The organism is Isoptericola sp. GX10416 (assembly GCF_056590155.1).
On sequence record NZ_JBWPVO010000011.1, the window covers coordinates 75,432 to 99,934 of the forward strand.

A 24,503-nucleotide genomic window follows, 5' to 3' on the forward strand; every position below is an offset into this window, starting at 1 on the left:
CTCGGGGGGTGAGTACCTCGGTGACGGTCCTGGCCGGTGGCGTCGGCGGCGCCCGCCTCGCGCACGGCTTCGCGCTCGCGCTGCCCGACGGCGGCACCCCGGCGGACGGCGGTGGCCTGACCTGCGTGGTCAACGTCGGCGACGACACGACCCGCCACGGGCTGCACGTCTCGCCCGACCTCGACACGGTGATGTACACGCTGGCCGGGCTCAACGACGAGGAACGCGGCTGGGGGCTGACGGGCGAGTCGTACGCGACGCTGGCGCAGCTCGAACGGCTCGGTGAGGACACCTGGTTCACGCTCGGCGACAAGGACCTGGCGACCCACGTGGTGCGGACCGCGCGCCTGCGCGAGGGCGTGCCGCTGAGCGGGGTGACCGCCACCCTGACGGCCTCGCTGGGCGTGGGCGCCCGGCTGCTCCCGGTCACGGACGACCCGGTGCGCACGCAGGTGACCACGCCGTCGGGCACCCTCGCCTTCCAGGAGTACTTCGTGCGGCGTCAGCACGCCGACGCGGTGCTCGACCTGACCTTCGACGGCATCGGGTCCGCCCGCCCGGCGCCCGGGGTGCTGCCGGCGGTGCGGGACGCCGACCTGCTGGTGGTGGCGCCGTCGAACCCGTTCCTCTCCGTCGAACCGGTGCTCGGCGTGCCCGGTGTGCGCGACGCCGTGGCGGCCTCGCGAGCACGCCGGGTGGCGGTCAGCCCGATCGTGGGCGGCCGGGCGGTGAAGGGGCCGGCCGCGCAGATCCTCGAGTCGCTCGGGCACGAGGTCTCGGCGGTGGGCGTGGCACGGCTGTACACCGGCGTCGTGGACGTCATGGTGATCGACGAGGCGGACGCCGCGCTGGCCGCACCGGTCGAGGACCTCGGGTTCGAGGTGGTGGTCACCGACACCATCATGGGAGGTCCGGCCGGTCGCGAGCGCCTGGCCCGCGAGCTCCTCGCCGTGGCCGGGCCGTGACGAGTCCCCGCACGGTCGCCGTGGTCCCGCTCCGCGACGGCGTCTCGGGCAAGTCGCGGCTCGCGGCCGCCCTGGATCCGGGTGCCCGACGGCGGCTGGTCGTCGCGCTGGCGCGGCACGTCGTGGAGGTGCTCGCCCCGCTCGTGGCGGACGGCCGGCTGGCGGGGGTCGTGGTGGTGACGGCGGACGTGCCGTTCGTCAAGGAGGTCCTCGCGGCAGTCCCGGGTCAGGTGATCGCGGAGCCGCCCGGCACGCCCGGCCTGAACGGCGCCCTCGACCACGCCCGCGACCACGTCCGGAACCTGGCCGCGGACCGGATGCTGGTGGTCCACGCGGACCTGCCCCGGCTCACGACCGCCGACGTCGACGCCCTCCTCGCGACCCGGGCCGACGTCACGATCGCCACCGACCGCCATGCGACCGGCACCAACCTGCTCATGGTCCCGCTCACCGCTCCCCTCGCAGCGAAGGGCTACCGGTTCCGGTTCGGCGCCGGGTCCCGGGCCGCCCACGAGGCGGAGGCCGGGACGCACGGCCTGACCTCCGCCGTCGTGCAGCGACCCGGCACCGCCGCGGACCTCGACACGCTCGACGACTGGGCCGAGCTCCCCGCCGAGATCCGCGCCCGGGTGGGTGCCGCCGTCGGGCACCCGCTCACCGAGCGGCCGGCCCGGCAGGCGCAGTAGCGGCGGGCAGGTCGCCGCTCAGGCCGCGTCGAGGCGGGTGCGCACCTCCTGCGGCAGGTCGAGGTGCACCGCACCGAGGAGCTCGTCGAGCTGCTCCACGGAACTCGGTCCCGTCACCGGGATCACCGGCACCTCGCCGCCCATCATCCAGGCGAGCGCCACCTGCGCGGGGGTCGCACCGATCTCGCGGGCGACCTCGCGCAGGACGCGGACCCGGTGGACCGACCCGGGGTGGTCGGCGTCGTGGTACAGGCCCTTGTCGTCCCGCATCAGGGCCCCGGCCTGCAGCGGCCCGTACCCCACGACCGTCAGCGACGGCCGGCCCGGAGTCCCCGTGGACGCGGCGTAGTCGAGCAGGTCGCGACTCACCCAGGGGCGCGACGTCGGCCGCGGGTACACGTACGAGTGCTGCTGCTGCACGACGGCGTAGGGCGGCACGCCCTGACGCTCGGCCTCGGCGCGGGCCTCGACGAGTCGCCACAGCGTGACGTTCGAGATGCCGGTCAGACCCACCGCGCCCTCGGCCTGGAGCTTGCCCAGCGCCCCGACCGTCTCGGCCAGCGGGGTGTCGCGGTCGTCCACGTGCCCGTAGAGCACGTCCAGGTGGTCGGTGCCCAGGTGGCGCATGCTCTTGTGCGCCTCGGCCTCGATCACGCCGGCGCCGAGGCCCTCGAAGTTGTCCGGCGTGAAGGGCAGGCCCCGGTCGCGGGGGCCGGCGCCGACCTTGGTGGCGATCCGGACGTGGTCACGGTGGCGCCGGGCGGCCAGCCAGCCCCCGATCAGGTCCTCGCTGTCCCGGCCGTGCCCGCCGTGCCACACGGCATAGTTGTTGGCGGTGTCCAGGAAGGTCCCGCCCGCCTCGACGAACCGGTCGAGGATCGCCTCCGAGGTGGCCGGGTCCACGAGGGTCCCGTAGTTCATGGTGCCGAGGCACAGGGTGGACACCTCGATGGCGCGGTCCCCGGTGCCGATGGTGCGGTAGCGCATGGTTCCTCCGTTTGGTGGTTCGTGCTGGTCGGTGGTGGTCGGACGGAGCCGGTCAGACGGCGTCGAGGCGGGCTCGCAGCTCAGGGTCCAGGTCGAGGTCGGCGGCACCGAGCAGCTCGTCGAGCTGTTCGACCGAGCTGGGCCCGACGATGGGAGTCACGGGGACCTCGCCGCCGAGCAGCCACGCGAGCACCACCTGGTTCGGGGTGGCTCCGACCTCTGCGGCGACCTCCCGCAGGACCCGCAGCCGTTCGTGCGTGGTGGGGTGGTCGAACCCGTCCCACAGCGGCTTGTCCGGGCTGGTGAGCGCGCCTTGCATGAGCGGCGAGTACGCGGTGACGGCGAGCGGGGCGCTCCCGCCGGCGGTGGCCTGGGCGGCGTAGTCGAGCAGCTCGTACGACGCCCAGTTGTGCCGGCCGACGTCGGGCCGCGGGTAGGGGTAGGTGCGCTGCTGCTGCACCAGCCCGTAGGGGGCGATGCCCTGGCGGCGGGCCTCCTCGCGGGCCTCGACCACGCGGTGCAACGCGGCGTTGGAGATGCCTGCGATCCCGACGAGGCCCTCGGCCTGGAGCTTGCCGAACGCGCCGACGGTCTCGGCCAGCGGCGTGGCGTAGTCGTCGACGTGCCCGTAGCAGACGTCCAGGCGGTCGAGGCCGAGGTGGCGCAGGCTCGTGGCGACCTCGCGGACGACGGTCCGAGCACCGAGGCCCTGGTAGTTCGAGGGCGGCACGTGCGTCTGCGGCAGGTCCGGGTCCTTCTTCGCGGCACCAACCTTCGTGGCGACGCGGACCTGGTCGCGGACCCCGCGGTCCGCCAGCCAGCGGCCGATCACGTCCTCGCTGTCGCGGCCGTGGCCGCCGCTCCAGCCGTTGTAGTTGTTCGCGGTGTCCAGGAAGGTCCCGCCTGCCTCGACGAACCGGTCCAGGATCGCTCGCGAGGTGGCCTCGTCGGTGCGGGTCCCGAACCACATGGTGCCGAGGCACAGCGTGCTGACCTCGAACGACGTGGTCCCGTTGCTGATGGTGCGGTAGCGCATCGTTCCTCCGTGCGGTGGTGGTCGTCCTCGACGCTACGGAGAAATCGGTCCGGGTGTACCGTCCATTGACATGATCGTCCACCGGACCAATCTGGCGTGGGAGACACTGCTCGACCTGGACGCCTCGACCGGCCCACGGGTCGTACGGCTCGAGCACGCGCTGCGCGACGCCGTCGGCTCCGGACGGTTGCCGGCCGGTGCCGCCCTGCCGGCCAGCCGCCGGCTGGCCGAGTCGCTCGGCGTCTCGCGCTGGGTCGTCACCGAGGCCTACGGCCAGCTCGTCGCCGAGGGCGTCCTCGAGGCGCGGGTCGGCGCCGGCACGCGCGTGGCCGCCGGGTCGGTCCAGACCCGGCAGGTCCAGACCCGGCAGGTCCAGGAGCGGGGCGCGACGACGGCACGTCCGCGACGCTCGCCCGCCGCGGGACCGCAGGGGTCGGCCGCCACGGGGGTGCCGCCGTCGGGCACGGTGCCGCACCTGCCGCCGCGCCCGCGGTTCGACCTGCGTCCCGGCGTGCCCGACCTGCGGCACGTCCCGCGCGAGGCGTGGCTGCGGGCGGCACGCGAGGCGCTGGCCGGCGCGTCGAGCACGGACCTGTCCACGGCGCCCGGTCTCGGACACCCCGCGACCCGGTCGACGGTGGCCGCGTACCTGCGCCGGGCGCGGATGGTCGAGGCCCCGGACACGGCCGTCGTCGTGACCCGGGGCGCCACCGACGCGATGGCGCGGGTCGCGGCGGCGCTGCGGACCGCCGGGCACACCCATCTGCTCGTGGAGGACCCGTCGTGGCCGGTGCTGCGCGACGTCGCCCGGCAGGCCGGGCTGCGACCCGTGCCCGTGCCGGTGGACGCGGGCGGGGTCGACGTCGAGCGGCTCGCCGAGGCCGGCGCGCGGACCGGCGCGCGGGCGGTGCTGCTGACGCCAGCGCACCAGTTCCCCACCGGGGTGGCGCTGGCCGGCGAGCGGCGCGAGGCCGTGCTGGCCTGGGTGCGGCAGGTGGACGGGCTCGTGGTCGAGGACGACTACGACGCGGAGTTCCGCTACGACCGGCGGCCCGTGGCGGCGCTGCAACGGCTGGACCCGGAGCGGGTGGTGCTGCTCGGCTCGGTGAGCAAGACGATGTCGCCGGCGTTCGGGATCGGCTGGGCGGTGCTGCCGGCCGCGTGGCGGGCGGCCTTGGGAGACGTGGCACGGGCCGGCGCGCCGTCCGTGGTGGACCAGCTCACCGTCACCCGGTTCCTGGAGGGAGGCGGCTACGACCGGCACCTGCGCGCCGCCCGCACGCGGTACCGGCGGCGCCACGACGCGCTCGCGGGCGCCGTCGGGCACCGGCTTCCCGACGCCCGGCTGCACGGCATGGCCGCCGGGCTGCACGCGCTGCTGGAGCTGCCGGGTGGCGACGAGGCCCCGGACGCCGCCGAGGTGGTGCGCGCGGCGGCAGCCCGCGACGTCGGTGTCGTGGACCTGCGGCGCTACCAGGTGCGCCCGGCGGCACGGTCTCGGACGCTCGTGCTCGGCTACGGCAACCTGGTCGACGCCCGGCTCGAGGAGGCGGTGGCCCGGCTGGCGAGCTGCGTCTGAGCGCTACCAGCGCCCGCGGTGCACGACGTCGGCCATCGGCTTGCGCCGCCGCCGTGCCGGCGAGCCCTTCGCTCCCCCGGCCTCGGGGTGCCCGACGGCGACCACCCCGGTGGGTGACCACTCCTGCGGCACGCCGAACTCGTCGCGGAAGGCATCGATGCGCCCGGCGTCGATCCCGAAGAAGCACGCCCCGAGACCCTCGTCCACGGCCGTCTGGAGCATGAGCAGCGAAGCCATGCCCGCGTCGACGTGCCAGTACGGCACCGGCCAGCGCGCCTCGTCCCGGTCGGTCCACCCCTTGTCGGGCTCGGCGTACCGGCCGACGTAGGCGTCCCGGGACGTCAGCACGACGACCAGCACCGGGGCGGTGCGCATCCCGGCGAGCCAGGTCGACATGTCGCGCGCCGATCCCGCGGGGGTGGCCGCGGTCCAGAAGCGCTCCCGCTCCGCGTCCGTGGTCAGCACCAGGAACGACCAGCCCTGGGTGAACCCGGCGCTCGGGGCACGCACGGCGTGGTCGAGCAGCCGGTCCACCACCTCCGCCGGCACCGGCTCGTCGCTGAAGCGCCGGACCATGCGCCGCCGTCGGACCACGTCACGAAGCTCCATGCGAACCACCCTGCCACGTCCCCGGGCTGCCCGGGCGCGGGGTCAGAGCACCAGCTCGGGCTGCAGCCGGGTCACCGTCCACACCCGTTGCCGGCGGGCCGCCAGCACCGTGCACACCATCGCCACCACGAACACGCCGAGCAGCACAGCGGTCGCCCGGGCTGCCGTCGCGAGGCTGCCGCCGTACAGCAGCTGCCGCAGCCCCTCGACGGCATAGGTCATCGGCAGGAACTGGTGCAGCGCCCGCAACGGTTCCGGGATGGTCTGCCACGGGAACGTCCCACCGGCTGTCACGAGCTGGACCAGCATGAGCACCAGGCCGAGGAACTGCCCGGCCGCCCCCAGCCACACGTTCAGCGCCTGCAGGATCGCCACGAACGTCCCCGAGACCAGCACCAGGAACAGCGCCGTGAGCACGCCGTAGGCCGGGTCGATGTCGAGGGCGAGCTTCGCGACCGTGAACATCAGCGCGACCTGCGCCACGCCGATCACGGCCGGCATCGCCCACCCGCCGAGCGCCGCCGCGATCCCCGGCCGGTTCGCCGCCAGCGCCCGCGCGGACAACGGCCGCACCAGCAGGAACAGCACGTACGCGCCGATCCATGTCGCCAACGAGAGGAAGAAGGGCGCCAACCCGCCCCCGTACGTCCCGGCCGAGGAGTACGACTCGTCGATGACCTGCAGCGGATCGCCGATCGTCTCGGCGGTGTCCTCGCGCGTCTGCGCGTCGACGTCGGGAACCTGTCCGAGCCCTTCGGCGAGACCGTCGTGGAGCTCGGCCGTCCCGTCGGCCAGCTCCGCGGCGCCGGAGTGCAGCCGCCCCACGCCGTCGGCCAACGACGCCGCCCCGTCCGAGACCTGCGCCGTCCCGTCGGCGAGCCGGGCGACGCCGTCCACCAGCGCGGGCGTGGCCGCGGCGAGCTGTCCCGTCCCGTCAGCGAGCGCCCCCGCGCCGTCCGCGGCGTCGGAGATCCCGCCGGTCAGACCGGGGGTCGCCGCCGCGAGGTCGGACGCCCCCTCGGCGACCTGCTGCGCGCCGTCGGCCAGGGTGTCCAGCTGCGACGCCGCGCCCTCGATCGTCGCGACGGCGTCCGCCACGGCGGCCCGCCGGTCGTCCAGCACCGGGGACACCTGGGCCTGGACCGCGGCGGCCAGGTCGTCGGCCTGGTCCTGGGTGAGCACGCCGTCGGAGACCAGCCGGTCGAGCTCGTCGCCCAGCGCGGCGTCCACGTCGTCGCGCACGCCGTCCAGCGCCGGCAGCACGTCGCCGGCCGCGGCGGCCGCCTCGTCCCCGGCCGCCGCGACCCGGGCGTCGCCGTCGGCGACCTGCCCGGCGCCGTCGGCCAGCTCCTGGGTCTGCGCCGGCAGGGACGACGTCGCGGACTCCAGCCGGTCCAGCCCCGCGGCCAGCGTGCCGGCACCGTCGTCGAGCTGCCCGACGGCGGTGCTCAGCTCCCCGGTGGAGTCGTTCAGCGTGGCGGCGCCCCGGGCCGCCTGCCCGGCCCCGTCGGCGAGGGTGGCAGCTCCGGTGTCCGCGTCGGCGAGGCCGTCCTCGAGCTGCGTGGCGCCGTCGAGCAGCTGGCCGGCGCCGGTGACGGCGTCGGCGAGGTTGGTGTGGATGGAGGCGAACCCACGCAGGAACTCGTCGGCGGCCTCGGTGCCGACCTGGGTGGCGATGGAGTCGCGCACCTGCCCGACGATCTGGTCGGCGATGGTCCCGGCGAGGTAGTTGTTCGCGTCGTTGGTGATGAGCGTGAGGCTGGCCTGCTCGGGCTCGAACTGCCCGGCCGAGACGAGCTCGTCGGAGAACGTGGGGCCGATGATGAGCGCGGCGTCGTACCGCCCCGAGCGCACCCCGTCCTCGGCGTCGCGCTGGGTGGTCTCCACCCACCCGAACCCGCCGTCGTCGACGAGCTGTTCGGCGACGTCGTCCCCGAAGTTCCGTTCCTCGGTCTCGCCGGTGGTGGGGTCGGTCGTGGTGGCGCCCTCGTCCTGCACGACGAGGGCGGCGGGCACCTCCTGGAGGTTCCCGTACGGGTCGAGGTTGGCGTACAGGTACAGCCCGGCGTACAGGGTGGGGATGATCGCCATCGCGAGGATCGCCAGCCTGGGCAGCCGGCCGGCGGCGAGGCGACGCAGCTCGGACAGGGCGAGGTGGACGACGGTCATGACGCCGCCAGCCCGGACGTCGACCGCAGCACGACCTGCGGGGGCGAGTGCGGGTCGACGCCGCGGGCCGGCGGGAGGTCGACGCCGAGGTCCCGCGCGGACGCCCGTGTGCACTGGACCAGCACCCCGTGCCCGGCCGCGGCGAAGGTGCGGGCTATCCCCCACCAGTCGGCGGCGTCGCCACCGTGCCGGTCGGGCAGCGTGAGCACGAGGAAGCGCACCGCGGGGTTCGCGGCGGCCAGCGCGGCCAGGACGGTGGTCCGCACGAGGCCGGGAAGCTGGTCGGTGCGCCGGCTCTGGTCACCGGCCAGCGCGTGCTCGGACAGCCAGCGGGTCACGTCGCCGGGCCAGGACCGGCGGCCCGCCAGAGCGAGTCCCTCGCCGACGACGTCGCCCAGCGGCTGCGTGTCGTCCGGCTCGTTGATGGCAGGGACGTCGACGACGGCGGTGCAGCGGCGCAGCGCCGCGGCGTCCTGCTCGCCGTCGAGCCACACGCGCCCCGCCGTGGGTGCCAGCCGCCCGGTGGCGACGAGGGCGAGCGCCGTGTGGCCGTGACCGGGTTCGGCGGCGACGAGCACCGCCTCGCGGGTGCTCCACACCAGGTCGAGCTCGGTGAGCAACGGGTCGCGCCGCCCGTCGACCCGCACCCCGTCGAGCGTGATCCTCATCCCGTGCTCCCTCGTCCGTCCTGTGGTCGCCGTGGCGCGGTCATGGTGTCGATCGTGCCCGCACCGGCGGCCGGGCGCAGGGGCAACGCCACCGGCGCCCGGAACCGCCGGGCGGGTAGGACCCCCTACCCGGGTAGGGGGTCCGGTTCGCTCCGGGGTGCGATGTGCCGGCGGAGCCCGCCGCCTAGCGTCGTGCCCGTGACCACGACACCGCTCCCGCCGCAGGCTCGCCACCAGGTCAGCACCTACACCGACCTCGCGCGCCGCATCAAGGACGAGGGACTGCTCGAACGCTCCGGACGGCGGTACCTCGTCCGGGCGCTCGTCCTCGCGGGCGCGTTCGGCGTCGCGCTGACCGCCCTCCTGACGCTGGGGAACTCGTGGTGGCAGCTGCTCGTCGCGGCCGGCTCCGGCGTGCTGTTCACGCAGGTCGCGTTCGTCGGGCACGACGCCGCCCACCGGCAGATCTTCGCCTCGGGCCGCAAGAACGAGTGGACGTCCCGTGTGGTGGCCAACCTCGTGGTGGGGCTGAGCCACGGATGGTGGGTGCGCAAGCACACGCGCCACCACGCCAACCCGAACAAGGTCGGTGCCGACGAGGACATCCGGCCCGGCGTCATCCTCTTCACCACCGAGGACGTGCCCCGGCGCACCGGCATCGCCGGGTGGTTCACCCGGCACCAGGGCTGGCTGTTCTTCCCGCTGCTGACGCTCGAGGGCCTCGCCCTGCACGTGGGCGCCGTCCGTACCGTCGTCACGGACCGCGCGCTCAAGCACCGCGGCACCGAGGCGGCACTCCTCGCGGTGCGGCTGATCGGCTGGCCGCTGCTCCTCGTCGCGGCGCTGGGGCCCGCGCTCGGTGCCGCGTTCCTGGCGGTCCAGCTCATGGTGTTCGGCGTCTACATGGGTGCGAGCTTCGCGCCCAACCACAAGGGCATGCCGCTGGTGCCCCGGGACACGCGCATCGACTTCCTGTCACGGCAGGTCCTGACGTCCCGCAACATCCGCGGCGGCCGATGGGTCGACCACCTGATGGGCGGGCTCAACCTGCAGATCGAGCACCACCTGTTCCCCAGCATGCCGAGCGGCAACCTGCACCGGGCCCGGCCGATGGTGCGCGCGTACTGCGCCGAGCACGACGTCCCGTACACCGAGGCCGGCCTCCTGGAGTCCTACGGGATCGTGGTGCGCCACCTCAACCGGGTCGGCCTGAGCGACCGCGACCCCTTCACCTGCCCGTTCGTCACCGCGCACCGGACCGGGTGAGCAGCATGCCCGTCGCCGCACCTAGGCTGTGGCGCATGACCTCGGTGGGGACGGACGACCCGCGGGCCCTGCTCGCGGACGCCTCCCACCGGTGGGTGCGGCGCGCGCCGTGGGTCGTCGCGTTCGTGCTGTGCGCCGCGCTGCTGCCCACCACCATCCGGGTGCTGGACGTCAGCTACGAGATGGGCGTGGGGTTCGCGAGCGCCCTCGCCGTGGCGCAGACGGCGCCGCTGCTGCTCGCCGTCGTCCACCCGCTGCGGGCCTGGTACGTCATCTTCGCCGCCGACGTCGCCGGGGCGCTCGCGCTGCTGGCGGTGGACTTCGACGGCCGCCTGCCGTGGCCGTTCCCCGCGACGGCGATCGTCGGCTACGTGGGCCTGTGCCTCGCCCTCGGTCTGAGCGAGCCCCGCAGGACCCTGCTGTCCGTGTGGCTGGCGACGGCCGTCGCCAACGTCGGGCTGGTCTTCGTCGCCCCCCACCCCACGGGCGCCGGGGGCATGCTCCTGACGATGCTCAGCGGCGTCGCGCTGCTGCTGGCCGGTGCGCTGCGCGAACGGCGCGAGGTGCAACGCCGGCTGGCGGAGCAGGAGACGATCAGCGAGGCCGAGCGCAGCCGGCGGACGCTGCTGGAGGAACGCGCCCGCATCGCGCGCGAGCTGCACGACGTCGTCGCGCACCACATGTCCGTCATCACCGTGCAGGCGGACACCGCCGCCTACCGCCTGGACGCGCTCGCCCCGGCCACGCAGGAGGAGTTCACGTCCATCGCCTCGACGGCGCGCGAGTCGCTCGGTGAGATGCGACGACTCCTCGGCGTGCTGCGCAACGAGGAGTCGGACGGCGAGCTGGCACCCCAGCCGGGGCCGGCCCAGATCGACCGGCTGGTCGAGGCGACCGTCCGTGCCGGCGTGCCCGTCGAGCTCACGCGCGACGACGGCGAGGTGCCCGAGGCGGTCGGCCTCACCGCGTACCGCCTCGTCCAGGAGGCGCTCGCGAACGTGGTCCGGCACGCTCCGGGCGCGCCGACCCAGGTGTCCGTGTCCCGGGACGGTTCCGGGGACGGTGCCCGGCTGGTCGTCCTCGTCGTCAACGGGGCGTCGCCCGAGCCGCCGTCGTCGCCCCTGGAGAAGCACGGCACCGGGCACGGGCTCGTCGGCATGCGCGAGCGCGTGCGGCTCGCCGACGGCACCCTCGACGTCGGTCCCCTGCCGGACGGCGGGTTCCGGGTGGCCGCCCAGCTTCCCCTGGCACGAGAGTGAGCACATGACGGCACAGACGAGCACCCGCGTCATCATCGTCGACGACCAGTCGATGGTCCGAGCGGGCTTCGCCGCGCTCCTCGCCGCCCAGGACGACCTCGACGTGGTGGGTGAGGCCCCGGACGGCATGCAGGGTGTCGAGCTCAGCCGGCGCACCCACCCCGACGTCGTCCTGATGGACGTGCGCATGCCCGAGATGGACGGCCTCGAGGCGACGCGACGCCTCCTGTCGCCCCCGCCGGGCGTGACGCACCGCCCGCGCGTGCTGATGCTTACCACGTTCGACGTCGACGACTACGTCTACGAGGCGTTGCGTGCCGGCGCCAGCGGGTTCCTGCTCAAGGACGCTCCGCCGGCCGACCTCATCGCAGCCGTCCGCGTCGTCGCGGCGGGCGACGCACTGCTCGCCCCGTCGGTGACACGCCGCCTCGTCGCCCAGTTCGCCCGCCAGGGACCGGCTCGGCCCGGGAAGCCGGCGCTGCGCCTGAACGCACTCACGGAGCGTGAGACGGAGGTCCTCACCCTGGTGGCACGCGGCAGCTCGAACGCGGAGATCGCCGAGACCCTCTGGCTGGCGGAGCAGACGGTGAAGTCCCACGTGAGCCGCATCTTCACCAAGCTGGACCTGCGCGACCGCGCGCAGGCGGTCGTCTTCGCCTACGAGTCCGGGCTGGTGTCCCCGGGCGGGTAGGCCACCCACCCCGTACCGCGGTAGCACCCCGAGGTTGGCTCCCGGGCGTGATGTCCGGCCAGGTCTCTCCCCCGCACGCTTGATCACGTCACAGCCACACGATCCAGCACGGGAGAGACCATGCGATCACGCACCACCCGGCGCACCGGCGGCGCGCCGGCGCCGGACCAGCGACTCACGGGACAGGGCATCCCCGGCACCCCAGGGGCCGCCGTCGAGCTGCGCGGCGTCCGGCGTCAGTACGGGCGCGGCGGCAACGCCGTGCACGCCCTCGCGGGTGTCGACGCCGTCCTGGCGCAGGGGACCTTCACCGCGATCATGGGCCCGTCCGGTTCCGGCAAGTCGACGTTCCTGCAGAGCGCCGCCGGTCTCGACCGGCCCACGTCAGGTTCCGTCCATCTGGCCGGCACCGAGATCACCGGCATGAGCGAGGACGAGCTCACCGAGCTACGCCGCCGCCGCGTGGGCTTCGTCTTCCAGTCGTTCAACCTGCTGACGTCGCTGACGGTGGAGCAGAACGTCCTGCTGCCCCAGCGCCTCGACGGGCGGCCTACCCACGGGAGGGCCCGCCGTCGGGCGGCCGAGGTGCTCGCCCAGGTCGGGCTCGCCGACAAGGGCCGGCGCCGCCCCGGCGAGCTCTCCGGCGGCCAGCAGCAGCGCGTCGCCGTCGCCCGCGCCCTGGTCAACGAGCCCGACGTGATCTTCGCCGACGAGCCGACCGGTGCGCTCGACACCCGCACCGCGGCCGACGTCCTCGGCCTGCTGCGACACGCCGTCGACGCCCTGGGCGCCACTGTCGTCATGGTCACGCACGACCCCGCCGCGGCGGCCTGGGCCGACCGCGTGCTCTTCCTCGCCGACGGCACGTTCGCCGGCCACCTGGAGGGCGCGTCCGCCGAGCAGATCGCGACGCGCATGACGACCCTCACGGCCGTCGCCGCCGGCGCCGGCACGGTGCGGCCCACCACGGGCACGATGGCGGGGGCGGCGGCCTGATGCGCACCACCGGCCTGGCCCGCGCGGCCGTCCGCGCCAAGCCCGCGTCGTTCGTGGGCACGTTCGTGGCGATCCTCATGTCCGCCCTGATCGTCGCGGCGTGCGGGACCCTCCTCATGACGAGCATGTCGGCGTCCGTGGCACCCGAACGGTACGCCCACGCGCCCGTCGTCGCGGCAGCGGACCAGAACGAGTACGTCGTCACCGGCAGCGGCGAGGACCGCGAGGAAGAGGCGGTCCCGCTGCCGGACACCGCCCGCATCGACGCCGGCCTGGCGGCGCAGGTCTCCCGGGCTCCGGGCGTGGCCACCGCGGTCCCCGACGTCACCTTCCCGGTGCGTGCCGAGGACGCCCCGCTCACCGCGCACGGCTGGGGCTCGCACGCCTTCACCGGCACGGAGCTCGTCTCCGGGCATGCGCCCGGCCCGGGCGAGGTCGTGCTCTCCGCCGACGCCGCAGGCTCCGCAGGGACCGCCGTCGGCGGCACCGTCGCCGTGCAGACGGCCGACGGCCAGCGAGACTTCCGCGTCGCGGGCGTGGCCGAGCCCGGCCCGGCGGAGGGGGCAGCAGGGGCGGCCGAGGAGGCCGCGGGTACCGGCGACCTCGCCTGGTTCGCCGACACCGAGGCACCCGCGCTCGCGGGCCACGCCGGCACGGTCGACGCCGTCGCCGTCCTCGCCGAGCCCGGAACCGGGACGGAGGCGCTCGCCACCGCCGTGGCCGGCGCGCTGGCAGCCGACCCGGCCGGCTCCGCGGCCCAGGTGCTGACCGGCGACGACCGTGGCGCCGTCGAGGAGCACGGCCTCGCCAGCGCCCGGCAGACCCTCTTCGGCATCGGTGGGTCCTTCGGCGGGATCGCCGCCATCGTCGCGGTCTTCACCGCGGCCGGGACCGTGGCCCTGTCCGTGTCCCAGCGTGCCCGCGAGTTCGCCCTGCTGCGCGCCGTCGGAGCGACCCCGCGCCAGATCCGCCGCGCCGTCGCCGCCGAGGCCGCGCTCGTGGCCCCGCTCGCCGGCGTCCTCGGCTGCCTGCCCGGCATCGGCCTCGCGTCCTGGTGGTTCAGCCAGCTGCAGGATCGCGGCGCGATCCCCGAGGGCGTCCAGCTGCAGGTCTCCGCCTACCCGCTCCTGGCGGCGGTCGTCGTCGGGCTCCTCACCGCGCTCGGTTCCGGCTGGATCGCTGGGCGCCGCCCCGCGAGGATCAAGCCGGGGCAGGCGTTGTCCGAGGCGGCGGTCGAACGACTCCGCCCGGGCAAGATCCGCACCGTCCTGGGTGTGGCCGCGCTCGTCGGCGGCTTCTCCCTGACGGGGGTCTCCGCCAGCGCCACCGGCGACGACTCCGCCGGTGCCGCGCTCGGCGTCGTCATGCTCTTCATGCTGGCCGTCGGGCTGCTCGGCCCGATCGTCGCCCGGGTGTGCGCCGGCCTCTTCGGCATCCCCCTGCGCGGCGCCGGCGCCTCGGCGTCGCTCGCGGCCGCCAACTCCCGCACCAACGCCCGGCGCCTCGCGTCGGCCACCACCCCGATCGTCCTCGCCATGGCGTTCGCCTCCACGCTCGTGTTCATGCACTCCAGCGAGAACCACGCCGCCGACGAGCAGCTCCAGGCGGGCATCACCGCGGAGCACGTGATCACCGACCCCGCCGGCCTGCCGGCGGACGCCGTGGGCCGCGCGGCCGCGACACCGGGCGTGGACGCCGCCGTCGGCGTGCTGAGCACGCAGGTGCTCGTGCCGGTCGGCTCCGGCGAGTTCTCCTCGCTGCAGGGCGCGGCCACCCAGGGGGTCACCGGCTCCGGCGCCGCGCTCGCCCAGGTGGTGGACCTGGGCGTGCGGGACGGCGACCTCGGCCGGCTCGGCGCCGGCCGGATCGCCGTCGACCAGACGCTCGCCGCGTCGGCGGAGGTCGGGGTCGGTGACGAGCTGGCGATGTACCTGCCCGACGGCACCGAGGCGAGCCCCGAGATCGTCGCCGTGTACGAGCGGGGGCTCGGGCTCGGGACCGTCACCATGGACCGGGCCGACCTCGCCGGGCACGTCACCTCCGGGTTCGACAGCACCCTGCTCGTCAGCGGCGGCTCCGCGGCGGCGCTCTCCGGTCTGGGTGACGTCACCGACGTCTCCGGCTACGCCACCGCGCAGAGCTCGGAGGCCGGGCTGGGCGCCTGGATGAACGCCACCATGGCCGCCGTCCTCGGCGGGTTCGCGGCCGTCGCCGCCGTCAACACCCTGGTGATGATGGTCCTCGACCGCCGGCGCGAGCTGGGCTCGCTCCGCCTCGTGGGCGCCACCCGGCTCCAGGTGCTGCGGATGCTCCGCTGGGAGGGGCTGCTCGTCTCGGGCATCGGCGTCGTCCTCGGGTCCGCGATCGCCGCCGCCACGCTCTTCCCGATGATGCAGGGCATGACCGGCTCGGCGCCCTCCGTGCCACCGCTGGTCTACGGTGCGTTCGTGGCGGGCGCCGTCGGCCTCGCCCTGCTGGCGGTCACCCTCCCGGCACGAGCGGTGCTGCGGCGTGCCTAGCCGCGAGGGAGGCGCTCGGCGAGGACCTCCACCAGCGCCTTGCCCTCCACACCCTCGAGCTGGACTGCCTGCGTCCGGCACGAGAACCCGTCGGCGATGAACTCGTCGCCCTCGCCCTGCTCCCGCAACGCCGGGAGCAGGGCGTTCTCGGCCACGGCGACCGACACGTCGTAGTGGCCCTTCTGCATGCCGAAGTTCCCGGCGAGCCCGCAGCACCCGGCGAGCTCGGTGACGGTCGCCCCCGCGTCGGCCAGCAGCGACCGGTCGGCACCGAACCCCATCACGGAGTGCTGGTGGCAGTGCGGCTGCACGACGGCGGTGACGTCGCTCAGGTCCGGCAGCTCCCAGCCCGAGTCCTCGGCAGGCGCCGTCTCCGGGTCGGTGAGCAGCTCGGCGAGCGTCTTGGTCGCTCCGGCGACGGCCGCGGCGCGCGGGTCGTCCGGGAACAGGTCCAGCAGGTCGGAGCGCAGCACCGCCGTGCAGGACGGCTCCAGACCGAGGATCGGGATCCCGTTGACGGCGTAAGGGCCGAGCACCTTCAGCAGGTCGCTCAGCCGGCGGCGGGCACCGTCGAGCTGGCCGGTGGAGATCCACGTCAGCCCGCAGCAGGCCTGCTCGTCGGGGACGACGACGTCGTAGCCCGCCGCGTCGAGCACCTTCACCGCGGCCTGGGGCACCGACGGCGACAGCGAGTCGCTGAACGAGTCGGTCCACAGCACGACCCGGGGTCGCTGGGACTCGACGGGCCGGCCCGGCAGCTCGCGGTGCGCCAGGCCGGGCACGCCGTGGGTGGCGTACCCGCGCCGCCACCACGTGCGGAACGGCATCTCGGCGAAGTGCGGCACCTCGCGACGGGTGTCCATGCCCCCGGCCCACAGCACGGCCTTGCGGATCCACCCCACCGACATGACCCTGTTGATCGCTCGGGGGGCGATGCCCGCGAGCCGCGCCCACCGCGGCAGCCACCCGAGCGCGTAGTGGTCCATCGGGCGGAGCTTGCCGCGGTACGTGCGGTGCAGCACCTCGGACTTGTACTGCGCCATGTCGACGCCGGCCGGGCAGTCGGAGGAGCACGCCTTGCAGCTCAGGCACAGGTCGAGCGACTCGTGCACCTCCGGTGCCGTGAGGCCGCCCACCAGCGACCCGTTGACCGCCTCCTGGAGCACGCGGGCGCGACCCCGGGTCACGTCCTTCTCGTCCTTGGTCGCCAGGTAGGACGGGCACATGAACCCGCCGGCGGCGCTGGTGTCCGCGCGGCACTTGCCGACGCCGACGCACCGGTGCACCGCCGTCGTCAGGTCGTGGTGGTCGTGCGCGAAGCTGAACCCGGCGTACCCCGTCTTCTTCGCCGGCCCGCGCAGCGTGCCGGAGCCCAGCAGCCCGCGCTCGCCGATCGGCGCCGTCGACGGCACCTTCTGGGCGGCGGGCCGGCGCAAGTCCGTGTCCACGGCGGCCGGCCGGACGACCACGCCCGGGTTCAGCACGTCCTCGGGGTCGAACAACGCCTTGACCTGCTCGAGCAGCGCGATCGCCTCGGGCGAGTACATGAGGGGCAACAACTCGGAGCGTGCCCTGCCGTCGCCGTGCTCGCCCGACAGCGACCCGCCGTACTTCGCGACGAGCTCCGCGGCCTCGGTCAGGAAGGTGCGCAGCACGGAGCCCGAGGTCTCGAGCGGGATGTCGATGCGCAGGTGCATGCAGCCGTCGCCGAAGTGCCCGTACGGCAGGCCGTCGACGCCGTAGCGCGCCATGAGGGCGTCCAGGTCGCGCAGGTAGTCGCCCAGCTTCTCCGGCGGGACCGCCGAGTCCTCCCAGCCGGGCCAGGCCTGCTCCCCCGCGGGCGTGCGCCCGGCGAGCCCCGCGCCGTCGGCCCGGATCTGCCACATCTTGGTCGCGTCCGGACCGGCAGGGTAGACCGCCGACCCGATGGCCGACGACGCCGCGACGATCTCGTCGGCGACGGCGCGGGCCGCTGCCGGTGAGTCGCCGCCGACCTCGATCATCAGCCAGCCGGCGCCGTCCGGGAGGTCGGGCACCGAGTCCGGCCCGTTGGCGCGCTTCACGACGTCGACGAGGCGGGCGTCGAGCCCTTCGACGGCGAGCGGGTGGTGCCGCAGCAGGACCGGGACGTCGTCGGCGGCCGCGGGCATGTCGGGATAGCCGAGCACCACCAGCGTGGGGGCGCTCGGCGTCGGGACCAGGTCGAGCGTGGCGCCGAGCACCGTGACCAGCGTGCCCTCGGTGCCGACGAGCATCCGCGCCAGGTTCGAGCCGTTCTCCGGCAGCAGGTGCTCCAGCGAGTAGCCGGACACCTGCCGGCCGAACCGACCGAACTCGGTCCGGATGAGCGCCAGGTTCTCCCGGACGAGCTCCGCCAGCCCTGGCACGTCGGCGAAGGTCGGGTCGCCCTGCCCCGCGGTGAAGCGCCGTCCGCGTCCGTCCACGACGTCGAGCGACACCACGTTGTCGGCCGTGCGGCCGTAGGCCACCGCGTGCGGGCCGCAGGCGTTGTTGCCGATCATCCCGCCGAGCGTGGCGCGGTTCTGCGTGGACGGGTCCGGCCCGAACCGCAGCCCGTGCGGCACCGCGGCGCGCTGCAACGACGACATCACCACACCGGGTTCGACGACGGCGGTACGCGCCTCCGGGTCGACCGTGCTGATGGCGTGCAGGTGCTGCGAGAGGTCGAGGACCACCCCGGGGCCCACGGAGTTGCCTGCCACCGACGTGCCGGCCCCGCGTGCGGTGACCGGGACGCCCAGCTCGCGGAGCACCTCGAGCGCCGCGACGACGTCGTCCGTCGAGGCCGGGAACGCGACGACGTCAGGCACCACCCGGTAGTTCGAGGCGTCCGTGGAGTACTCGGCGCGGCGACGGGTCGTGGTGTCGACGGTGCCGGCCATCACCGTGCGCAGCGCCGTCGCGACGGCCTCGCGGGCCTCGGCCGCTGCGGCCTGGGCCTCGCGCTCGGCCTCCCGCTGCGCGGCGAGCGCCGCTGCCTGCGCGTCCTGGGAGGGCGCGTCGTCGGGTGCTGGGTGGTGGCCGGAAGCTGTGGTCGTCGACTGGGCAGACACGATGGCGATTGTGCCACCGCTGCCCGTGAGCGACCGGATCGTCCGCGGCGCGGGCCACCTCGCCGGCGTGCTGCCGGACCTCGGCCGCCTGCCGCCTGCCGCCATCGCGCGCCCACCGCTCTGCGCCGATAGCGTCGAGCCATGCGAGTCGTCGTCGTGGGAGCCACCGGAAACGTCGGGACAGCGATCCTGCGCGCCCTGGTCGCCGAACCGGTGGTGACCTCCGTCGTGGGGGTCGCGCGCCGCGTCCCCCGAGCGGACGGCAGCAGCACCGTCGGCCCGCCGCACGACGCCGCCGAGTGGGCGCGCGTCGACCTCGCCGACGACGCCACGGTCGCCGAACGGCTGGACACGGCGCTCGCCGGGGCGGACGTCGTCATCCACCTGGTGTGGGCGATCCAGCCGGCACGCAAGCCCGACGTGCTGCACCACGTCAACGTGGACGGGACCCGCGCCGTCGTCGACGCCGTGGTGCGCAACCGGGTGCCGCACCTGATCTTCATGTCGGCGTCCGGGGTGTACTCGCCCGGCCCGGCCGACGGCCACGCGATCGACGAGAGCTGGCCGACCCGCGGCGTGCCCGGCTCGGCGTACGCGCTCGACAAGGCCGAGGTCGAGACGATGCTGGACGGCGTCGAGGCTGCCGAACCGTGGCTCACCGTGACACGGATGCGTCCGGCGATCATGCTGCAGCGCGAGGCCGGGGCCGAGATCGGGCGCTACTTCCTGGGTCCGCTGGGCCGGATCGGGCTCAAGGTCGCGGCCGGGCCGGTCGGCCAGGCTCTCGGCGGGCTGATCCGCGGCTGGCACGCCGACGGGCGCCCGGAGCCCGTCGACCCCCCGCTGTTCCCGCTCGTGCCGTTCCCCCGCGGCGTCCGCCTGCAGGTGCTGCACCCGGACGACACCGCGAGCGCCGTGCGCGCCGCCGTCGTCGGCCGCCATCCCGGGGCGTTCAACCTCGCTCCCGACGGCGGCCTCACCGGCCAGGACCTCGCCGACCTGCTCGCCGACGGGCGGCTCGTGGAGCTACCGGTCGGCCTCCTGCGGCGCGGCCTGGACCTGGCGTCCCGCGCGCGCGTCGTCCCGATCGACGCGGGGTGGCTCGACATGGCGGCGGCGAACATCGTCATGGACGCCTCGCGCGCCCGGGACGTGCTGCGCTGGCGGCCGACCCGCACGCAGCAAGAGGTGCTGCTCGAGGTGCTCGGCGGGGTGCTGGACGGCGCTCACGCCAGCACCCCGCCGCTCACGAAGTAGGAGCAGAGAAAGCTCGCTCCGGCTCAGCCCTCGTATCCACGGTCGGGCCGGGCCTGCACTCGCAAGCTCGCTCCGGCTCAGCCCTCGTATCCACGGTCGGGCCGGGCCTGCACTCGCAAGCTCGCTCCGGCTCAGCCCTCGTATCCACGGTCGGGCCGGGCCTGCACTCGCAAGCTCGCTCCGGCTCAGCCCTCGTACGTGACGTCGAGGGTGATCTCATCGACGCCCGCGAGCGCCTTGGACACCGGGCAAGCGGTCTTCGCGGCCTCGGCGGCCTGGCGGAAGCCGGCCTCGTCGGTGCCGGCGGCGTAGCCCCGCACGGACAGCGCGATCGCGGAGATGCGGAAGCCGCCCGCCGGGTCCGACGACAGCGTGACGTCGGCGGTGACCTCCACCTGCTCGGGCGAGGCTCCGACGTTGCCGAGCTCGCCGGCGAGGGCCATCGAGAAGCACGAGGAGTGCGCGGCCGCGATCATCTCCTCGGGGCTGGTGGTGCCGTCCGCGTCGTCGGCGGCACGCTTCGGGAACGAGACCGAGAACGTCCCGGCGCCGGAGCTCGAGAGCTCCAGCTGGCCCGACCCTTCCTGCAGGGTGCCGTTCCAGGCGGTGCGTGCGGTACGAGTGGGCATGGCGATCTCCTTCGGAGCTGCTGCAGGGACACCCCGACCGTACCCCGGTACGCCCCTCAACGAGAGGTGGTGTCGAGCGCCTCCTCGGCCACCGCGAGCACCGACCAGGTGTTCCCCGCGGCGTCGCTCAGCTCGTAGGCGGGCAGCAGCAGGACGGACCCGCCGGCGTCGTGGTGCTGGGTGAGACCCAGCCGAGCCTCGGTGATGGTCACCTCGGACACGGGCCACGGCAGGTCGTTGCCCGACGACGGCGGTGCGGGCGGCGCCGTCGGCTCCGTCTCCTCGACCCGCATCTCGAGCAGCTCCTGCGACTCGGCCGCGTACACCACGGGCCAGGAGGACCCACCGAAGCGCGGGTCGCCCAGCCGCTCCACGGCCTCCGCCGGGCTCACCACCGGGTAGTCGCCGAGGGGCACCGTCGCGGCGAGGAACCCGTCGAGCCACGCGATGCCCTGGTCACCGACGGTCGCGCTCCAGGACGCCCCGGTCTCCTGCCCCTCGACCACCTGCTGGGCGCTCACCCACCGCGCCCCCTCGCCGCCGTCGTCGGGCACCTCGAACTCGAAGCCGGACGGGTCGACCCCGACCTGCTCCATGAGGTCGCGCACCTCGTCGATCGCGTCCTGCGGCGAGAGCTCCGGGTCGCCCGGCTGCTCGCAGGGGGCGGGCTCGATGACGCCCGCCTCGTCCCCGGTGTCCTCGCGCTCCAGCGTCTCGACCGGACCGTCGCACCGCCACGGGTCGGCGGCCGGGTCGTTGTAGCTGAAGTAGGCGGTGCCGTCCACGGAGAGCCAGATGTTCGGTCCGCTGTTGTCCTGCGGCCCGACCGCCCACGCGCCGTGCTCCCAGCGCGGCTCGCCCGAGACGTCGAGCGTCTCGGCCAGGCGGGCGGCACCGGCCTCGGTGGCGACCTCGCGGGCGTCGTAGGAGTAGGCGGTCGCGGTGCCCGCCTCGTCGGAGAGCCCGCTCGCGCTGAACACGGCCCGGCCGTCGTGCCAGCCGGGCAGGGACACGTCGCGGCTGGAGGACGCGGCCGAGTCGCCGGCCGTCGCCTGCTCGTCCGCCGCCCCGGCCGCGGCGCCGTTCTCGGCGGGCTCCGCCCCGTCGCGGCCACCACCGAGCGTGATCGGCGGCAGCGCCTCGCCGGCCACCTCGCCGCTGGCCGCGGGCACCGCGCCGTCGGACCCGGCCACGCCGAGCGCGTACCCGCCGCCACCCAGCGCCACCGCACCGGCCACCCCGGCAGCCACCAGCCAGGGCGTGCGGCGAGCCCGCCGCGCGGCGACCTCGTCGCTGCCCGACGGCGGAGCGTGCGTCGGGCCGTCCGCCAGCGCGTCGACCTTGGCCCGGAGCGCGCCCGGCCGCGGCTCCGTACCGGCTGCCGGGTCCGCCGCGGCGAGCCGCTCGAAGGCTTCGTCCTCGGTGTTCATCACGGCCTCCTCGGGACGCGCTCGCTCTGACACCCTGCCTGTGTCCTCACGTGCTGGTTCCTTGCGTCCCGTCGGCCGCCTCGTCGTCGGCCTGCGCCCAGGCGTCGCGCAGGCGCGAGCGGGCGCGGGAGAGAGCGGCGTCCGCGCCGCCGCGACCCACACCGAGCACCTCGGCGAGGTCGTCGCCGCCGAGGCCGTCCCACGCGACGAGGAGCAGGATGCGCCGGTCGCGGGGTGAGAGCCCGGCCAACGCGCGGCGTACACGGTCGTCGGCGACGGCGAGCACCGCCGGGTCGACGTCGTCCGGCTCGTCCGGCACGGCGGCCACCGGCAGCGCGCGATGCTTGCGCCGATGGTTGGCGAGCACGTGTCCGGCGGTCCGGTAGAGCCAGGGCAGCTCCGCCCCGCGCGGCACGTCGGTGCGGCGTCGCCAAGCCGTGGCGAGCACGTCGGCGGCGAGGTCCTCGGCGTCGTCCCGTGAGCCGTCCCCCGCCGGGAGGCGGCGCAGGAAGTATCGGTGGACGGCTCGCGAGTGCGCGGCGAACAGCGCGTCGAACCAGGCGTCGTCGTGCTCGATCGCCACGTCGGGGGTCACGGTGCCTCCTGCGGTCGGTGGTCGCGGCGCTGCGACGGTCTGCCTGCCGGTTGCCTGCTCTGTGTCGCGAGGACCCCCAGCCTTGCACCACGTCAGGACCGGTTTCACCCTGCGACGCGCTGACCTCGCGGTCAGTCGGCCACGTACCCTGCCGGTATGACCGTCGAGACCGGCGGTGCAGCGGACCTGCGGAGGGTGCGGCCGCGGCGCCGCGTCCTGCGCTGGGTGCTGCTGACGATGGTCGTGCTCGTGATCGCCACCCTGGTCGCCGCGGCCCTGATGATCCGCGACGCGCTGACGGCCCGTGACGCGCTCCAGGACGCCGCCGCGCAGGTCCCCGCCGTCGAGCAGACCTTGCGCGGGGGACTGTTCGACGGGTCCGGGCAGTCGCTCACGGACGCCCCCGGTCTCGTCGCCCTGCAGGAGCAGACCGCGACGGCACGCGACGCGACCGACGGCGTGCTGTGGGACCTCGCGGCGTACCTGCCCGTGATCGGGGACTCCGTGGACGCCGTCCAGCGCGTCGCCTCCGCGCTCCACGACCTCGCCGAGGACGTGCTGCCCGCCCTCGCCGCGGCCGGTGACGCGGCGACGGCGACCGACCGCACCGACGACGGCGGCGTCGACCTCGTCCCGCTGTCCGAGGTGGCCGGGCAGGTCGCTGCCGCGCGGGTGACCCTCGACGAGGCGCGGGGCGAGCTGGACCAGGTGGATCCCACCCGCATCCGCTCCGAGCTCGTGGAACCGCTCGTGACGCTCGACGCCCGGCTCGACGAGCTGGCCGGCATCACGAGGACCGCGGAGCGCGCCACGTCGCTCCTGCCACCGATGCTGGGCGCTGACGGGCCACGGCAGTACCTGCTGCTGGGCATGAACAACGGCGAGCTGCGGGCCGCCGGCGGCATCCCGGGCGCCCTCACCCTGATGGCCGTCGAGGACGGCCGGGTGACGATCGAGAAGCAGGCCGCCAGCAGCGACGTCGGGCCGTTCGAGGAGAGCGTCGTCCCCCTCGACCCGGAGGAGGAGGCGGCCTACTCCGCGCGTCTCGGACGGTTCGTGCAGGACGTCACGGCCACCCCGGAGTTCCCGACCACGGGCGCCGTCGCCGCGGAGATGTGGGCACGGTCGCAGGGCGAGCAGGTCGACGGCGTGATCGCCACCGACCCGGTCGCGCTGTCCTTCCTGCTCGAGGCGACCGGACCCGTGCAGGTGCCGCTCCCCGAGGAGGTGGCCGCGGCCGTGGGCAGCGACAGCATCGAGGTCCACGCGGACAACGTCGTCGACCTGCTGCTGCGCCGGGTCTACGACTCGCTGCGGCCCGACGTCGCCGACCAGTTCTTCGCGGCGGTCGCCGCCGCGACCTTCAGCACCCTGGCCACCGACGAGGTGGACACCACCGCCGTCCTGCCGGCGTTCGAACAGGCGGCAGCGCAGCACCGGTTCCTCATCTGGTCGGTGTCGCCCGACGAGCAGGAGCTGCTGACGGGCACGTTGGTCGCCGGGACCTTCGGCGCGGAGCGCGCCGCGGACTCCGTCGGAGTGTTCCTCGAGGACACGAAGGCCGGGAAGATGTCCGCCTACCTGGACGTCGAGCTCGCGCTGGCGGCGTCGGTGTGCACCGGTGACGGCCGCCTGGACACCGTGGCGGTCACGCTCACCAACCGGCTCGACCGCGAGCGAGCCCGTGAGCTGCCGTTCTACGTGGCTGGCCCCGAGGACGACCCGCGCCGGGGGGACATCGTGGTCAACCTCACGGCCGCCGGGGTGCACGGCGGCGGGGCACCGGCACTGACCCAGGACGGCGCCCCGATCGGCGGGTCGAGCCTGGCCGTGCACGGCCGGCAGCACACCACCATCGCGGTGACGCTGCGCCCGGGGAGGACGACGACGATCGAGATCGCCGTTCCTGCCTCCGCGGCAGCGGCCCGCGGTGAGGGGGCCGGCGTCCCGGGCCGCCTCGAGGTGTGGTCCACGCCCACGGTGAGCACGTCAGGGCTCCGCGAGCTCGACGTCCCGTTCTGCGGGTGAAAACGGCGGTCCAGCCGCTTTCACCCGTACCAGACATACCCGCGCCGCCCCGCCGTCGCT

At 75.0% G+C, this 24,503-nt stretch carries 19 protein-coding genes; 10 read left to right on the forward strand and 9 right to left on the reverse strand.

Going from position 1 to position 24,503, the window contains the following annotated elements:
* Positions 1-8 precede the first annotated feature (8 nt).
* Positions 9-965 carry a 2-phospho-L-lactate transferase gene (cofD, locus tag ACWAT2_RS15240; RefSeq protein WP_402374083.1) on the forward strand — a complete coding sequence of 319 codons (957 nt, stop codon included), beginning with the start codon at positions 9-11 and terminating at the stop codon, positions 963-965.
* Entirely contained in the window at positions 962-1,651 is a 690-nt protein-coding gene (gene cofC, locus ACWAT2_RS15245; RefSeq protein ID WP_402374081.1) for a 2-phospho-L-lactate guanylyltransferase, read from the forward strand. Before cofD ends, cofC begins: the two co-directional genes overlap by 4 nt.
* An 18-nt stretch (positions 1,652-1,669) precedes the next feature.
* On the opposite strand, the gene ACWAT2_RS15250 is transcribed toward cofC, so the two are convergent.
* Positions 1,670-2,638, reverse strand: a complete 969-nt coding sequence (locus ACWAT2_RS15250; protein WP_402374079.1) for an aldo/keto reductase — start codon at positions 2,636-2,638, stop codon at positions 1,670-1,672.
* Positions 2,639-2,690: 52 nt separating this feature from the next.
* Positions 2,691-3,674: an aldo/keto reductase gene (locus tag ACWAT2_RS15255; protein WP_402374077.1), complete on the reverse strand. Its 984-nt coding sequence runs from the start codon at positions 3,672-3,674 to the stop codon at positions 2,691-2,693.
* A gap of 70 nt (positions 3,675-3,744) precedes the next feature.
* Here ACWAT2_RS15255 and pdxR point away from each other — a divergent pair, with 70 nt between their 5' ends.
* Complete coding sequence (gene pdxR, locus ACWAT2_RS15260) at positions 3,745-5,253, forward strand: MocR-like pyridoxine biosynthesis transcription factor PdxR (RefSeq protein WP_402374075.1); 1,509 nt, start codon at positions 3,745-3,747, stop codon at positions 5,251-5,253.
* A gap of 3 nt (positions 5,254-5,256) precedes the next feature.
* Here pdxR and ACWAT2_RS15265 read toward each other — a convergent pair whose 3' ends face one another.
* Genes ACWAT2_RS15265 through ACWAT2_RS15275 form a run of 3 tightly spaced genes read right to left on the reverse strand, consistent with a single transcriptional unit; the run spans position 5,257 to position 8,699 of the window.
* A complete protein-coding gene (locus ACWAT2_RS15265; protein WP_402374073.1) occupies positions 5,257-5,862 on the reverse strand; it encodes a nitroreductase family protein in 606 nt (201 codons plus the stop codon).
* Between the two features lie 42 nt (positions 5,863-5,904).
* The gene (locus tag ACWAT2_RS15270; RefSeq protein WP_402374071.1) at positions 5,905-8,031 is read right to left on the reverse strand and encodes a YhgE/Pip domain-containing protein; all 2,127 of its coding nucleotides are present in this window, start codon (positions 8,029-8,031) and stop codon (positions 5,905-5,907) included.
* The gene (locus ACWAT2_RS15275) at positions 8,028-8,699 is read right to left on the reverse strand and encodes a hypothetical protein (RefSeq protein ID WP_402374069.1); all 672 of its coding nucleotides are present in this window, start codon (positions 8,697-8,699) and stop codon (positions 8,028-8,030) included. The genes ACWAT2_RS15270 and ACWAT2_RS15275 overlap by 4 nt, the downstream gene beginning before the upstream one ends.
* A gap of 198 nt (positions 8,700-8,897) precedes the next feature.
* Here ACWAT2_RS15275 and ACWAT2_RS15280 point away from each other — a divergent pair, with 198 nt between their 5' ends.
* From ACWAT2_RS15280 to ACWAT2_RS15300, 5 genes are all read left to right on the forward strand, one after another.
* Positions 8,898-9,965: a fatty acid desaturase family protein gene (locus ACWAT2_RS15280; RefSeq protein ID WP_402374067.1), complete on the forward strand. Its 1,068-nt coding sequence runs from the start codon at positions 8,898-8,900 to the stop codon at positions 9,963-9,965.
* Positions 9,966-10,000: 35 nt separating this feature from the next.
* On the forward strand, positions 10,001-11,224 hold the full coding sequence (locus tag ACWAT2_RS15285; protein WP_402374065.1) for a sensor histidine kinase: 1,224 nt from the start codon (positions 10,001-10,003) through the stop codon (positions 11,222-11,224).
* Positions 11,225-11,228: 4 nt separating this feature from the next.
* Entirely contained in the window at positions 11,229-11,915 is a 687-nt protein-coding gene (locus ACWAT2_RS15290; RefSeq protein ID WP_402374063.1) for a response regulator, read from the forward strand.
* A gap of 120 nt (positions 11,916-12,035) precedes the next feature.
* Positions 12,036-12,911 carry an ABC transporter ATP-binding protein gene (locus tag ACWAT2_RS15295; protein ID WP_402374061.1) on the forward strand — a complete coding sequence of 292 codons (876 nt, stop codon included), beginning with the start codon at positions 12,036-12,038 and terminating at the stop codon, positions 12,909-12,911.
* Positions 12,911-15,430, forward strand: a complete 2,520-nt coding sequence (locus tag ACWAT2_RS15300) for an ABC transporter permease (RefSeq protein ID WP_402374060.1) — start codon at positions 12,911-12,913, stop codon at positions 15,428-15,430. The genes ACWAT2_RS15295 and ACWAT2_RS15300 overlap by 1 nt, the downstream gene beginning before the upstream one ends.
* On the opposite strand, the gene ACWAT2_RS15305 is transcribed toward ACWAT2_RS15300, so the two are convergent.
* Positions 15,427-18,333: an FAD-binding and (Fe-S)-binding domain-containing protein gene (locus ACWAT2_RS15305; RefSeq protein WP_402374525.1), complete on the reverse strand. Its 2,907-nt coding sequence runs from the start codon at positions 18,331-18,333 to the stop codon at positions 15,427-15,429. The two genes, ACWAT2_RS15300 and ACWAT2_RS15305, sit on opposite strands and share 4 nt — an antisense overlap.
* Before the next feature lie 312 nt (positions 18,334-18,645).
* Between ACWAT2_RS15305 and ACWAT2_RS15310 the strand changes: the two genes are divergently transcribed.
* Positions 18,646-19,761, forward strand: a complete 1,116-nt coding sequence (locus tag ACWAT2_RS15310) for an NAD-dependent epimerase/dehydratase family protein (RefSeq protein ID WP_402374058.1) — start codon at positions 18,646-18,648, stop codon at positions 19,759-19,761.
* A 185-nt stretch (positions 19,762-19,946) separates the two neighbouring features.
* Here the strand turns inward: ACWAT2_RS15310 and ACWAT2_RS15315 are convergent, their stop codons facing one another.
* From ACWAT2_RS15315 to ACWAT2_RS15325, 3 genes are read right to left on the reverse strand one after another with little or no spacing between them, the layout of a single operon-like run.
* Positions 19,947-20,390 (reverse strand): OsmC family peroxiredoxin, encoded by a 444-nt coding sequence (locus tag ACWAT2_RS15315; RefSeq protein ID WP_402374056.1) that lies wholly within the window; start codon positions 20,388-20,390, stop codon positions 19,947-19,949.
* A 56-nt stretch (positions 20,391-20,446) separates the two neighbouring features.
* Positions 20,447-21,820, reverse strand: a complete 1,374-nt coding sequence (locus ACWAT2_RS15320) for a hypothetical protein (protein ID WP_402374055.1) — start codon at positions 21,818-21,820, stop codon at positions 20,447-20,449.
* 46 nt (positions 21,821-21,866) lie between these two features.
* Positions 21,867-22,415 (reverse strand): RNA polymerase sigma factor, encoded by a 549-nt coding sequence (locus ACWAT2_RS15325; RefSeq protein ID WP_402374053.1) that lies wholly within the window; start codon positions 22,413-22,415, stop codon positions 21,867-21,869.
* 156 nt (positions 22,416-22,571) lie between these two features.
* On the opposite strand from ACWAT2_RS15325, the gene ACWAT2_RS15330 reads away from it, so the two are divergent.
* Positions 22,572-24,443, forward strand: a complete 1,872-nt coding sequence (locus tag ACWAT2_RS15330; protein ID WP_402374051.1) for a DUF4012 domain-containing protein — start codon at positions 22,572-22,574, stop codon at positions 24,441-24,443.
* Positions 24,444-24,503 lie beyond the last annotated feature (60 nt).

Coding starts and splice junctions, on each gene's coding strand:
- ACWAT2_RS15300 (WP_402374060.1), top strand. CDS start 12,911: ATGCGCACCACCGGCCTGGCCCGCGCGGCCGTCCGCGCCAAGCCCGCG.
- ACWAT2_RS15265 (WP_402374073.1), bottom strand. CDS start 5,862: ATGGAGCTTCGTGACGTGGTCCGACGGCGGCGCATGGTCCGGCGCTTC.
- ACWAT2_RS15250 (WP_402374079.1), bottom strand. CDS start 2,638: ATGCGCTACCGCACCATCGGCACCGGGGACCGCGCCATCGAGGTGTCC.
- ACWAT2_RS15270 (WP_402374071.1), bottom strand. CDS start 8,031: ATGACCGTCGTCCACCTCGCCCTGTCCGAGCTGCGTCGCCTCGCCGCC.
- ACWAT2_RS15330 (WP_402374051.1), top strand. CDS start 22,572: ATGACCGTCGAGACCGGCGGTGCAGCGGACCTGCGGAGGGTGCGGCCG.
- ACWAT2_RS15315 (WP_402374056.1), bottom strand. CDS start 20,390: ATGCCCACTCGTACCGCACGCACCGCCTGGAACGGCACCCTGCAGGAA.
- ACWAT2_RS15320 (WP_402374055.1), bottom strand. CDS start 21,820: ATGAACACCGAGGACGAAGCCTTCGAGCGGCTCGCCGCGGCGGACCCG.
- ACWAT2_RS15255 (WP_402374077.1), bottom strand. CDS start 3,674: ATGCGCTACCGCACCATCAGCAACGGGACCACGTCGTTCGAGGTCAGC.
- ACWAT2_RS15275 (WP_402374069.1), bottom strand. CDS start 8,699: ATGAGGATCACGCTCGACGGGGTGCGGGTCGACGGGCGGCGCGACCCG.
- ACWAT2_RS15305 (WP_402374525.1), bottom strand. CDS start 18,333: ATGGCCGGCACCGTCGACACCACGACCCGTCGCCGCGCCGAGTACTCC.
- ACWAT2_RS15310 (WP_402374058.1), top strand. CDS start 18,646: ATGCGAGTCGTCGTCGTGGGAGCCACCGGAAACGTCGGGACAGCGATC.
- pdxR (WP_402374075.1), top strand. CDS start 3,745: ATGATCGTCCACCGGACCAATCTGGCGTGGGAGACACTGCTCGACCTG.
- ACWAT2_RS15295 (WP_402374061.1), top strand. CDS start 12,036: ATGCGATCACGCACCACCCGGCGCACCGGCGGCGCGCCGGCGCCGGAC.
- ACWAT2_RS15290 (WP_402374063.1), top strand. CDS start 11,229: ATGACGGCACAGACGAGCACCCGCGTCATCATCGTCGACGACCAGTCG.
- ACWAT2_RS15285 (WP_402374065.1), top strand. CDS start 10,001: ATGACCTCGGTGGGGACGGACGACCCGCGGGCCCTGCTCGCGGACGCC.